The following is a 12,297-nucleotide window of genomic DNA, read 5'->3' on the forward strand; positions in this document are numbered from 1 at the left end:
CCGGAGCTTGCTACTTCTTCATCGACTGCGCGATCTGCGTCATCACGGTCGCGTCGGACAGCGTGGTCGCGTCTCCGACCTCGCGGCCCTCGGCCACGTCCTTGAGCAGGCGGCGCATGATCTTGCCCGAGCGGGTCTTGGGCAACTCGGGGACCACCAGGATGTGGCGCGGCTTGGCGATCGGGCCGATGTCCTTGCCCACGTGGGCGCGCAGCGTGGCGACCACGTCCTCGCCTTCGGGCGGTTCGGTCTGCAGGATCACGAACGCGACAACCGCCTCGCCGGTGGTCTCGTCCTTGGCGCCGACCACCGCGGCCTCGGCCACGTACGGGTGGGCGACCAGCGAAGACTCGATCTCGGTGGTGGACAGCCGGTGCCCGGACACGTTCATCACGTCATCCACCCGGCCCAGCAGCCAGATGTCGCCGTCCTCGTCTTTCTTGGCGCCGTCGCCGGCGAAGTACATGCCCTCGAAGCGGGACCAGTAGGTCTCCTTGTAGCGCTCCATGTCGCCCCAGATGCCGCGCAGCATGGCTGGCCACGGGTCGCGGATGACCAGGAAGCCGCCCTCGCCGTCGGCCACCGAAACGCCGGCCTCGTCGACCACGTCGATGCTGATCCCCGGCACGGCGACCTGCGCAGAGCCCGGCTTGGTGGCGGTCACCCCAGGCATCGGGGTGATCATATGCGCCCCGGTTTCGGTCTGCCACCAGGTGTCCACGATCGGGGTTGGGTGCTCCTTGCGCTCGCCGTTCTTGCCGTTGTTGGTGCCGATGACATCGCGGTACCACATCCAGGCTTCCGGGTTGATCGGTTCGCCGACTGAGCCGAGCACGCGCAGGCTGGAGAGGTCGTAGCCGTCGGGGATCTCGCGTCCCCATTTCATGAAGGTGCGGATCGCGGTCGGCGCGGTGTAGAGGATGGAGACCTTGTACTTCTCGATCAGTTCCCACCAGCGACCCTGATGCGGGGTGTCCGGGGTGCCTTCGTACATCACCTGGGTGGCGCCGTTGATCAGCGGGGCGTAGGTGACGTAGGAATGCCCGGTGACCCAGCCGATATCCGCGGTGCACCAGTACACATCGGTTTCCGGGTGCAGGTCGAAGGTGTCGCGGTGGGTGACCGCGCCCTGGGCCAGGAAGCCGCCGGTGGTGTGCACGATGCCCTTCGGCTTGCCGGTGGTGCCCGAGGTGTAGAGCACGAACAGCGGGTGCTCGGAATCGTGGGCTACCGCGGTGTGCTCGGTGGCGGCGGTGCCGACTACGTCATCCCACCACTTGTCCAGTGCACCGAATTCGGTCGGCTCGCCGTTGCGCTTGACCACCAGCACGTTTTCCACGGTGTGGCCGGGCTTTTCAAGGGCGGCGTCCACCGCAGGCTTCAGCGGCGACGGCTTTCCGCGGCGCCAGGTGCCATCGGCGGTGACCACGAGCTTGGCGTCCGCGTCATCGATGCGGGAGCGCAGCGCGTCGGCGGAGAAACCGCCGAAGACCACCGAATGGATCGCGCCGATGCGCGCGCAGGCGAGCATGGTGATCACCGCTTCGGGGATCATCGGCAGGTAGACGGCCACCCGGTCGCCCTTGGCGACGCCCAAGGATTCGAAGGCGTTGGCCGCCTTCTTCACCTCTTCGGTCAGCTGCGCGTAGGTGTAGCTGCGGGTGTCTCCCGGCTCGCCTTCGAAATGAATGGCAACCCGTTCGCCCAGGCCGTTCTCCACGTGGCGGTCCAATGCGTTATAGGCCGCGTTGAGTTTGCCGCCGACGAACCACTTGGCCACCGGTGCTTCGGACCAATCCAAGGTCTCGGTGAAATCGGTGTCCCAAGTCAACACGCTCCGTGCCTGTTGCGCCCAGTAGCCCAACCGGTCTTCGCTTGCTGCCGCGTACTGGCTCGCCGAGCCGATGGCTTGGTCGCTGAAGTCTTTGCTAGGGGCAAACGCACGAGTCTCATGCGATAGGTTGTCCAGGGTCTTGGAGTCACTCACCGGTGATCGCGTCCTTTCGGTTAAACAAAAATTACTCTGTGATCAAAGTTACACGCTCGAACGCCGAGCCTGTGGTTTGTGTCACTGACGGGGCCAGTAACGGGCATTTTGTGCGCCGAGCGGTCATTTCGACGCGGTGAAATGCAGGCAAACAGTGATATTTTTCCCGGCTCATGACACGATCATCTCGTGGCAGCAAAAGTGAAAGTTGAATCAGAGATCGGACTCAAACGGCGGGCACGGAAGATGCACCGCCTGTTGGCCGAGGCATACCCCTATGCGGTGGCCGAATTGGATTTCGAGAATCCCTTCGAGCTGCTGGTGGCAACGGCGCTCTCCGCGCAAACCACCGACGTCCGAGTCAATTCGATCACCCCACGGCTCTTCGCAAGGTATCCCGACGCGCTGGCGATGAGCCAGGCCGAACGCGGGGCACTTGAAGAACTGATCCGGCCCACCGGATTTTTCCGCGCCAAGACAGATTCCCTGCTGGGGCTTTCGGCAGCGCTGGTGGAACGCCACGGCGGCCAGGTCCCTGCACGGCTCGAAGATCTGGTTAAACTTGCCGGGGTGGGGCGGAAGACCGCGAATGTGGTGTTGGGAAACGCCTTCGGCGTCCCGGGCATCACCGTGGACACGCACTTCGGCCGGCTCGCCAACCGCTTTGGCTGGACCGCGGAAACCGACCCGGTTAAGGTTGAGCACGCCGTGGGCGAATTATTCGAAAAGCGCGACTGGACCATGCTCAGCCATCGCGTCGTCTTTCACGGGCGCCGAGTCTGCCATGCCCGCAAGCCGGCCTGTGGCGCCTGCGTCTTGGCAAAGCTCTGCCCGTCCTCAGGGATTGGCGAGGAGATTCCGGCGAAGGCACAGAAATTGCTGAAGTATGAGCTCGCTCCGGGACGCGAAGAATTGCTGCAGAAAATGCTCGACGGGTCCACCCGCCGGGAACTGCGTGCCGAAGGATACGGACTGGACGCATGAGTGCACGTGCCGAGCTGGAAAAAGTCATCGCGACGCATGCCCAAAAAATGGGCTCTACGGTAAAACTTCCGAAACACTGGGTTTTCAACCAGATGGACGCCAACAGCGTGCGCAAGGCGGCGGTGCTCATCTTATTCGGGTCGGCCACCGGGCGGGGCGTGCACGAGGCGGCCAAGCCCGAGGAGCTAGACCTGCTTTTTGTGGAGCGCGCCTCCACGCTGCGCAAACATGCCGGGCAGATCGCCTTCCCCGGCGGCGGGATAGACCCCGACGATGGTTCGGCGAGCGCTGCGGCACTGCGTGAGGCGTGGGAAGAAACCGGGGTTGATATTTCAGGGATTGAAGTACTTGGCCAATTGACCGAAACCGAGCTTCCGGTCTCTAGCTTCTTGGTCACCCCCGTGGTGGGCTGGTGGCACACCGAATCCAGGGTCTATGCGGCGGATCTGCGCGAAAGCTCGGATGTCTTTCGGGCGCCGGTAACGCACCTGCTCGATCCGCATAACCGGCTGACCGCGGTGGTGCAGCGCGGTGCGCAACGCTTCAAATCCCCGGCCTTCGAATACGAGGGACACCTGATCTGGGGATTCACCGCGATTGTGATCGATCGTTTATTTGCCGAGTTGGGCTGGAACAAACCTTGGAACGCGCAACGCGAAATCAAGCTGAAGTAAGCGGCTATTTGCCTTCGGAATAGTTCTGCGAGATAGCGACGCTGACCGGAAAATTTGGGCTGTGCTCGCCAAAGAGCGTGCGTCCGGCGAGCAGCGCCGCGTGGCGCACCAACTCACCGAGGCGATCGGCCAGTTCTACCGGGCACTCGAAAACGACCTCGTCGTGAACGAAAAACACCTGCTGGCAGGACTGGGCCCATCCGGCCTGGCGAATCAGGTGACGGGCATGGCCCATCCACACCAACGCCCACTCGGCGGCGGTTGACTGCACCACGAAATTTCGGGTGAACCTGCCACGCGACCGTGCCGCGGCATCGGCGGCTCGTTGCCCGGCCTCATCTTGGGTAGCTCGCTGGGCTTGCACCCAACTTTCATCTGCCGGTGGGCAGCCGCGGCCTAGCCAGCTTTGAACTCCTTCGCCGCGCTCGCCTGCTTTCGCAGCCTGATCCACATACGCCATGGCCTGCGGGAAGTTTTTCTTCAAGGCCACGCCCACCGCACCGGAGGTGCCGCCACCGCCGCCGTAGATGACCGAGAGCATTCCCAATTTAGCCTCGTTGCGGTCCGAGACGAGCCTGGCATCGATGAGCCACTGATAAAGGTCATCTTGCTGGCCCGCCTCTTGGAGCCGACGATCTTGGGAGATCGCGGCGAGAATGCGTGGCTCGAGCTGCCGGCCGTCGGCAATGACGAAGGTGCGTCCTGCGGCGGTGCCCACCACCTGGCGGATCGAATGGGGCAGCTGCAGGGCTCCGCCGCCGCTGGCGGCCCAGCGCCCGGAGGCGACGGTGCCCAAAACGTAATGCGGGTGGAACCGCCCGTTCTTGACCCATTGGTCAAGCCAGGCGTCCCCGTGCGTGCTGGCCAGCCGGGAAAGCTTCTTGTATTCGAGGACCTGCGCGATGAGCGGATCCTTGAGCTGTTCCAGCTCCCAGGCCCGCACCGACTGGACTGAAAAACCTGCCCGGTGCAGGGCACGCAGGAGTTCGTGCGGGGAATCCGGGTTCAGCCCGGGCCACCGCAAGGCCTGTCCGAGGGCCTCGGCGAGGTGGGCGAGTTTGGCCGGACGCACCCCTTCGCCGACCGCAGGGCCAAGTTTCTCACGCAGCAGCGCGCGGTGATCTGCCTCGTTCCAGGCAAGCCCGGCATGCTCCATTTCGCAGGCTACGAGCGCACCGACCGACTCGGCATGAATGAGCAATTCAAGCTTTCGGCGCGCTGCCGGCTCTTCGGGCAGAGCCTGGCGTTGGCGCACATACATGGCCACGACTTCGTCCAGGCTTTCCCCGTTGACGGGTGTTTCGAATAAGGCGTCTTGATTGGGCCGGGCCATTGGGCTGTGCGGGTTTTCCAGATCGATGTCATCCAGTTGCTGCGCGCTCAGTGGGCTGCGGTGCAGGATTCGCTGCGTGAGCGAAAGCACGTGCGCCTTGGCAATGAAGACTCCCGCTGCCAGCAAGGAGGGCATCCAGTCCGCGGTGCGCAGCATGACCCAGCGTGGGGCATGTTCGTCTTCAATAGTGCGAACAGCCGTCGGGAACTGGGCTTTGGACACCGGGCGGCCCGGGAATACTGGCTTGCCACTTAGTGCGTGGCGAACTTCGAGGATGGCGTAGCCTTCGGGGTCAGCGGCGATAAAGGCAAGCATGCTCATTGTTCTATTGTGCATTGAAGACGGACAATATCCCCAGCTTGCCAAGCATCGGCTCGGCAGCAGCGAAACGATGGCACCGTTCAACTATGAATTGGTTATCTTTTCCCAGCTCCGCCTCACCGCCGGTGAAGAGCGATGGGCGGTTTGTGGCAACCGAACAAGCCTGCGATGCGCCGAGCTCGGCCGCGGTAGGCCCTGAGCGCCTCTGGGGCGCTGGCGAACTAGCCTGCACCCTGGTCAGCAACGACGAGCGGCTTGTCGAAAGCTGTGCGCTCATCGCCCTGGTGGCGGCCGTGCGCATACACCAATGTGCCGAGCTCAAGGATCTGCCGGCTCCCGGGAACGGCCCGGTGCTCTGGGGCGCGGATATGGCGGGCGAAGCGCTGGCATTCCCCGGACTCTGCGACGTTGTCCTCGGCTTTGAAGAAGACGACCAGCAGCTGTGGTCGGTGGCCAGCCAGATCCCGCGTGCCAGAGTGGCCATCTTGCCCAGGGCGCAGCAATGGTTGGGGGAGTACCTCGGACTTTGGGGAATGCGCGCAGGCCAGGCGCATTGTCTTTCCCTAGGCTCCCTCGCCGGCGGCTTGGGTACCAGTACCTTGGCGGCGCTCGTTGCCCACGCGGGCACGCTGTGCGGATTGAAGAGCCTGCTGATCGATCTGGATCCCCATTCCACCGGATTGTGGCCGCGGGTGACGCTCGATCCGCCCACGGGAATCGGCTGGGAAGAGCTGTGCCGCTCCGGTGGCGCGTTGGCACCGCACCAGCTGGTGGATACCTTGCCAACGGTGCGAGACACCGCGGTTTTGACTTGGTCGCCCAGCGCCGCACCCAGCGAGCTGGATGAACAACTGGTGGTGCGATTATTGGCGGCGGCCAGGCAAGGCTTCGACCTGCTAGTGGTCGATACCGGACGCGCGGTGCACCCGCAGCGTGCGGTGCTTGAGCAATTCGTTGACCGGCAGGTCTTGACCTGTGAAGATACCGGCAAGCCACCGGTCGCAGCGCATATCCGCTGCGGTCCAAGGAACCTGCGAAATTCGAATACCGCGACGGGACAGTATCTAGGGCATTTTCCGAGCTTGCCGAGGATCTCCCGGGCGATACAACGCGGCGTGCTCTTTGACGCGCTGCGCTCTCGAAAAGTCCGCCATGCGCTAGCGGACCTGCGGCTCCTGCCAGAATCCGAGGGGAACAAGCGATGAGCACGGGCAAACACAGTGCGCAAGGCTCGGGGCACACAACGCGTCGCGAAGTCGATGAACGCATCCTCGAATCGGTGCGTCAGCGGGCGATGGCCACCGGTGGGCAACTCGACGCGGTAGCCCTCGCCGGGGCCGTACAGGATTCTGGGGCCGCCTTAGGCGCCTCGGGAGCCGCCGAATCATTAAAAGCACTGCAAGACGAAGTCGCCGGACTATCGGTACTCGAACCATTCGCCCAACAACCCGAGGTGACCGATGTCCTGGTTGACGGGCAGGGCAGGGTGTGGACCGACTCGCCTCGCGGATTGGAACCCACCGAATACGTCTTCGGGTCGGCCGAACAGGTCCGCAGGCTGGCCGTCCACCTAGCCTCGCTGGCTGGACGAAGATTAGACGATGCAAGCCCATTTATGGACATGAGCTTGAAACACTACCGAGTCCACGCGGTGCTCCCGCCGATTGCAACGCAGGGGCCGCTGATCTCGATCCGTGTTAAGAAAACCAAGCCCTTGGACCTCGCCGGGGTACTGGAACACGCCGCGTGCTGGTGGCATCCGTTGCTTGCAGAGATCATGGAAAGGGAACTGAATTTTCTCGTCACCGGAGGCACCGGCAGCGGCAAGACCACCCTGCTTCAGGCAATGCTCTCGCTGGCTCACGAGGGTCAACGCATCATTGTCGTGGAAGACTCCCAGGAGCTCCACGTCACCCACCAACATGTGGTCGGCATGCAGACCCGTGCGGCTAATGTTGAAGCGGCCGGCAACATCGAACTGCGCGATCTGGTGGTTCAAGCACTTCGGATGCGACCGGATCGGTTGATCGTCGGGGAGTGCCGAGGGGCAGAGATCCGAGATTTCTTGGCCGCAATGAATACCGGCCATCAAGGTGCTGCCGGAACTCTGCACGCCAATAGCCCCGAAGCGGTTCCCGCCCGCCTGGCAGCTCTCGGCGCGCTAGCCGGATGGAACCTCCAAGCGACAGCCCTGCAGGCGACCAGCGCGCTTGACCTTATTATTCACATGGCGCGCGGAGAGCAGGGGCAACGCGGTCCGGTGGCCCTAGGCATCCTGAACTCCGCGGGAGACGGGCAAATGAGCGTGATCACGGCGGTCGACAGCAATCGGCACGCACCCCTGGACCGGGCTTCGTTGCCGATTCTTGAACAGAAACTCGGTCATGCAACTATCAGGGCGCTCGCCGAGCAGATGGCCCAAAGCGAAGGCTGAACGGCGATGTTGATTCTCCTGTTAAGCGCAGTGGCACTCTGGCTTTGGTTCCCTGGCACGGCTAAAAACGAAACGGGCGCTCGTCCCTGGCAGAAGCACGGTATTTTCGGGTCCTCGCGACGGCCGGATGAGCCGAAGCATATGTTGGCCGAGGATGCCCGCACGATTCGCGAACTTGCCGCCTTGGTGCGCAGCGGACTCACTTTCTACCCCGCCGTTGATGCATTGCTGGCCGCCGAACACAGCCAGTGTCCGGTGCGCCAGGCGCTTCACCAATTACGCGCCACGCACCGGCTGGGTGCTAGGAGCCCTTCGCCAACCGAACCGACGGCGAACAGCGCGCATCCCTCGTCGGTGCATCGAATGCATTGGTGCTTGCGGGTTTCCGAGCGCAGCGGCGCAAGCCTTGCGGAGGTGCTGGAACGGTTGGCCGATGATTTGGAAGCCGACCTGGTCGCAACACAAGCATTCGACGCCGCCATGGCCGGCCCCAAGGCAACGGCCAAGTTGCTGACCTGGCTGCCACTGGTTGGGTTCGGCGCCGGGATTCTTCTAGGCATTGACGTGCAAGGTGCCCTAGCCACCTCGTGGGCGGCGCAGCTAAGCGTGGTCCTCGGGCTGGCGTTGTGGCTGCTCAACCGGCTGTGGTGCAGGTACCTGCTGCGCACCACCACTCGGCAGGCGCTGCAATGACGTTCTTCGCGTTGTGCTGTGCGGTTGCCGCGGTCTTGCTGGCTATTTCTAGCCACGAGAGGCACGAAAGAACGCTGAGCATCAAGCGTCCGCAAGCCAAGGCCGTCGACATCCAGAATCAGCCTGTCGAGCTGATTCTGGATGTCAGCGCAAGCTTGTTGGATTCGGGGATGCCCATTAAAGACATTTTGGACACGCTGGGTCGCGGCGTCCCGCAAGGGGCACAGCTCTGCACCGTCGCACGATGCTTGGAAATGAACATGGAGTGGGATAAAGCCTGGCACTCGGCACCGGATTGGTTGCGGCCACTTGAAAAGGCTTTGCGCTTCGCTCATGTCACCGGAGCCCCGGCGGCGAGCTTGCTGCGCAATGCGGCAGCGCTGCAACGTCGCGAACGCAGCCAAAGAGTCGCAAGGCTGGGCGCGCAATTCGGTACCAGGCTGGTGCTTCCCTTGGGCGCCTGCGCCTTGCCAGCATTCATTGCCTTAGGCGTGGTGCCGCTGATTATTGCCTTGCTGCCGGGGCTCTGAACGAGTAATCCCCAGCTTGAAAGGAACCTAATCCGTGAAACGTTCAGGTGGCTCAAGCTGAAGGCACCACCCCAAATTATTTCGCATTTGGGAAACAACGAAAGGAAAAATCATGAAACGTATGGAAGCTATGATTTCCGAGCGTCTTGCTGACGAAGAGGGCTCAACCACCGCAGAATTCGCTATGGTCACTCTGGCCGCCGTAGCCTTCGCCGGACTGCTGATCAGCATCCTGTCCAGTGGGGATGTGCGAGGCATGCTGATGGGACTTATCAGCAAGGCCCTGTCGCTGTAGGCAATGAACTTCAACGATGAGAGAGGTAGCAGCACGGCGGAATTCGCGGTGCTGCTGCCGGCAGTTGCCGTGTTTTTATCCTTACTGTTGTGCTTTGGAGTGTTGGGTATGAAGCAGATCCAAGTGCAACAGGCTGCCGCTGCCATGGCCAGAGAACTGGCACGCGGAGAAGAAAGCTCGGTAGTGCATTCAAGCGGGGTCAGGCTCGCCGGAGATGACGCGACATATGCGATTTCACAGGGTGGGGGATTCTCCGAAGTTCATGTCAGCAAGTCTGTGCGCATTCCATTGCTTGGACCGATACAGGTCCATGGCGAAGCGAGCGTGGCGCTGGAATGAGACTACCAACCAGTGCAAGAGGCGAACGCGGCAATGGAACGGTGACGGCCACCGCGTTAGTGGCGGTGGCACTGATCCTGGCCTCGGCGGTGCTCCTCTGGACGGCCGCGACCCATGCATCGATGCGAGCGGCGGCTGCCGCCGATTTGGCGGCGCTAGCCGCCGCAGATACCGCTAGAGGTCTACGCGCCGGGGACCCCTGCGAGATCGCCCGAAGCGTATCGGCGGCTAACGAAGCCGAACTTGAGCAATGCGCCGTGGAGGACGGAGGAACCTCTGTGCGTGTAACCGTCAGTGTGCCGGTGACCTTCGTCGCCCTTGAGGTGAAGCTGCACGCGGCTTCGGCGCGAGCCCGGGCCGGTGCACCGCCCTTAGATCAGCGATGATGGGCAGGCACAATATCCTGCAGCACGGTGCTCAGCAGAAGTATGGCACCGCTTTTGTCCAATGGGTTATTGCGGTTTCCGCACTTCGGTGACTGCACGCAGCTGGGGCACCCGTGGGCGCATTCGCACGATTGGATGGCGTCTCGGGTAGCTCGCACCCAATCTAGGAAACGCTCGAAACCACGCTCGGCGAATCCGGCTCCCCCCGGCTGGGCGTCATAAACGAAGATGGAGGGGTGGCCGGTGTCCATATGAAGGGCCGTAGACACCCCGCCAATATCCCAACGGTCCGAGGTCGCGACCAGGGGAAGCAGCCCGATCATCGCATGTTCGGCCGCATGCAATGCCCCCGGGAACTGATCCACGGTGAGCCCGGCACCCAGTAGCCGCTGTTCGGTGAGCGTGAACCACACAGATTTAGTATGGAGTTCACGAGCTTCCAGCTCCAGAGGTTCCTCGGAGAGCACCTCGTTGGAGGCTACCGATTTGCGTTGGAACGAGACCACCTGAGTGGTGACGGTGACCTCGCCGAAAAATATACCGAGTTCCTGATGTTTGCTACTGCGCTCTTGGGAATGGACCTCTACCGTTGTCAGGTCGCGGGCGTTGGTGTAATAATCCGGATTGACTCGACTGACCACGACCACATGATTTTGTTCGTCGAGTTCTTCAACGTGGTAGCTGGCTCCTTGATGCACGTAAATGGCTCCGGGGTGTGCCTGATAATGTGTTTGCGGCGAATCCATGGTTCCAAGCAGCGCTCCGGTTTCGGCGTCGATAATGTCGACCGGGCCACCGCCGTCTGCCCGAATGGAGAACATCGAGGCGGCGTGTTGCGGATGGGTCCAGAACCATCCGGCCGGCCTACGGCGCAAGTAGCCGCGCTGCACCAAGGAGTCCAGCAACTCTTCGGTCTGCGGGCCAAAAAGAGCTAATTCTTCGGGCCGCAACGGGTGTTCCTGGGCGGCTGCGCACAAGTGGCCGCTGAGTACGTATTTATTATGCGGGTCAAAGACCGTCGCTTCGACTCCGAGTTCAAATATTGCCTCGGGATGGTGCACCAGATAGGTGTCGAGCGGGTCTTCGGCGGCGACAAATATGGCAAGCGCATCTTGTCCGCTTCTTCCGGCACGGCCGATCTGTTGGAAGAATGAAGCGCGCGTTCCGGGCCATCCGGCGACCACCACCGCGTCCAACCCGGCGATGTCGATGCCAAGCTCCAATGCGGATGTCGAGGTCACTCCCAATAATTGGCCGGAGCGCAATTGTTTTTCAACTTCGCGGCGTTCGGCCGGCAGGTATCCAGATCGATAGGCCGCCAAGCGGACGCTGAGTTCTGGAGCGAACTTTTCCAAATGCTTGCGCGTGAGTGCCGCAATGGTCTCTGCGCCGCGGCGGGATTTGATGAACACGATGCTGCGCACATGGTCCGCCATTAGGTCGGTAAGGATTGAGGCGCTCTCTGCGATCGCCGTGCGACGTAGCGGGGCACCATTTTCACCAGTCCGGTCGGTCAAGGGCGGTTCCCACAGTCCGATGACTAGTTCCCCCGAAGCGGAGAAATCGTGGGTAACAGCCTGCGCCGGGGCGCCGATGAGCCTCGAGAAGGATTCTTCCGGGTCCGAGCTGGTTGCCGAGGCGCCGATGAAGACCGGGTCGTTTCCGTAGTGGGCGCAGATGCGCCGCAGCCGGCGCATCAAGTTTGCGACGTGGGCACCAAAAACTCCGCGATATGAATGCGCCTCGTCGATGACCACGTAGCGCAACCGTTTGAAGAAACGCGACCAGGCCTGATGGTTGGACAGGATGCCACGATGGAGCATATCCGGGTTGGTGAAGACAAAGTTCGCGTGTTGCCTGACCCAGCTGCGGGTTCCTTGGTCGGTGTCGCCGTCATAGCTAGAGGCCCGAACGCCTGGCACCTTCAAAGCCTGCACCGAAGCCAACTGGTCTGCCGCCAAGGCCTTGGTGGGGCAGATGTACAAGATGGTCCCTTGGGCCTCGGCGTCATTGGGGCCGGTCTCTCGGGTGCGGTAGAGCAGGTCAATACTGGGCATGAGATATGCCAAAGATTTGCCGGAGGCCGTGCCGGTAGAAATGATCGTGTGGTTTCCCGCGTGAACGGATTCCGCGGCTTGCACCTGGTGCAGCCAGGGCCGCTGAATGCCTAGTTCCTCAAAGGTTTGCCGGACCGCGTCGTGGATCCAGGTCGGCCATGGCGCGGTGATCTCATCTTTCGCGGCCACCGACCTGCGATGGATGACCGCTTCGGGATCGTTTTGCCGATTGAACGGATCCAGCAACGCGCGCACGGACTTCAC

General features: G+C 62.3%; 12 protein-coding genes. 9 read left to right on the forward strand and 3 right to left on the reverse strand.

Annotation, left to right across the window (positions count from 1 at the left end):
• Nucleotides 1-10 precede the first annotated feature (10 nt).
• Complete coding sequence (gene acs, locus CQ019_RS00590; RefSeq protein WP_105553240.1) at nucleotides 11-1,987, reverse strand: acetate--CoA ligase; 1,977 nt, start codon at nucleotides 1,985-1,987, stop codon at nucleotides 11-13.
• 189 nt (nucleotides 1,988-2,176) lie between these two features.
• On the opposite strand from acs, the gene nth reads away from it, so the two are divergent.
• On the forward strand, nucleotides 2,177-2,971 hold the full coding sequence (gene nth, locus CQ019_RS00595; protein WP_258133805.1) for an endonuclease III: 795 nt from the start codon (nucleotides 2,177-2,179) through the stop codon (nucleotides 2,969-2,971).
• Nucleotides 2,968-3,645, forward strand: a complete 678-nt coding sequence (locus CQ019_RS00600) for a CoA pyrophosphatase (RefSeq protein WP_096283360.1) — start codon at nucleotides 2,968-2,970, stop codon at nucleotides 3,643-3,645. Before nth ends, CQ019_RS00600 begins: the two co-directional genes overlap by 4 nt.
• 4 nt (nucleotides 3,646-3,649) lie before the next feature.
• Here the strand turns inward: CQ019_RS00600 and CQ019_RS00605 are convergent, their stop codons facing one another.
• Complete coding sequence (locus CQ019_RS00605; RefSeq protein WP_181148209.1) at nucleotides 3,650-5,299, reverse strand: bifunctional 3'-5' exonuclease/DNA polymerase; 1,650 nt, start codon at nucleotides 5,297-5,299, stop codon at nucleotides 3,650-3,652.
• 146 nt (nucleotides 5,300-5,445) lie between these two features.
• Here CQ019_RS00605 and CQ019_RS00610 point away from each other — a divergent pair, with 146 nt between their 5' ends.
• The 7 genes from CQ019_RS00610 (at nucleotide 5,446) to CQ019_RS00640 (ending at nucleotide 9,976) form a co-directional block, all read left to right on the forward strand.
• Nucleotides 5,446-6,504: a hypothetical protein gene (locus CQ019_RS00610; RefSeq protein WP_146112454.1), complete on the forward strand. Its 1,059-nt coding sequence runs from the start codon at nucleotides 5,446-5,448 to the stop codon at nucleotides 6,502-6,504.
• On the forward strand, nucleotides 6,501-7,733 hold the full coding sequence (locus CQ019_RS00615) for a TadA family conjugal transfer-associated ATPase (RefSeq protein WP_105553236.1): 1,233 nt from the start codon (nucleotides 6,501-6,503) through the stop codon (nucleotides 7,731-7,733). Before CQ019_RS00610 ends, CQ019_RS00615 begins: the two co-directional genes overlap by 4 nt.
• A 141-nt stretch (nucleotides 7,734-7,874) precedes the next feature.
• A complete protein-coding gene (locus CQ019_RS00620) occupies nucleotides 7,875-8,426 on the forward strand; it encodes a type II secretion system F family protein (RefSeq protein WP_181148210.1) in 552 nt (183 codons plus the stop codon).
• Nucleotides 8,423-8,956: a type II secretion system F family protein gene (locus CQ019_RS00625; RefSeq protein ID WP_105568709.1), complete on the forward strand. Its 534-nt coding sequence runs from the start codon at nucleotides 8,423-8,425 to the stop codon at nucleotides 8,954-8,956. The genes CQ019_RS00620 and CQ019_RS00625 overlap by 4 nt, the downstream gene beginning before the upstream one ends.
• A gap of 112 nt (nucleotides 8,957-9,068) precedes the next feature.
• On the forward strand, nucleotides 9,069-9,251 hold the full coding sequence (locus CQ019_RS00630) for a DUF4244 domain-containing protein (protein ID WP_105553233.1): 183 nt from the start codon (nucleotides 9,069-9,071) through the stop codon (nucleotides 9,249-9,251).
• Nucleotides 9,252-9,254: 3 nt separating this feature from the next.
• Entirely contained in the window at nucleotides 9,255-9,590 is a 336-nt protein-coding gene (locus tag CQ019_RS00635; protein WP_105568710.1) for a TadE family type IV pilus minor pilin, read from the forward strand.
• Complete coding sequence (locus CQ019_RS00640; protein WP_105568711.1) at nucleotides 9,587-9,976, forward strand: Rv3654c family TadE-like protein; 390 nt, start codon at nucleotides 9,587-9,589, stop codon at nucleotides 9,974-9,976. Before CQ019_RS00635 ends, CQ019_RS00640 begins: the two co-directional genes overlap by 4 nt.
• Here CQ019_RS00640 and CQ019_RS00645 read toward each other — a convergent pair.
• Nucleotides 9,967-12,297, reverse strand: a complete 2,331-nt coding sequence (locus tag CQ019_RS00645; protein ID WP_105568712.1) for a DEAD/DEAH box helicase — start codon at nucleotides 12,295-12,297, stop codon at nucleotides 9,967-9,969. The two genes, CQ019_RS00640 and CQ019_RS00645, sit on opposite strands and share 10 nt — an antisense overlap.

Source organism: Arthrobacter sp. MYb229 (assembly GCF_002975405.1).
Classification (GTDB): domain Bacteria; phylum Actinomycetota; class Actinomycetes; order Actinomycetales; family Micrococcaceae; genus Glutamicibacter.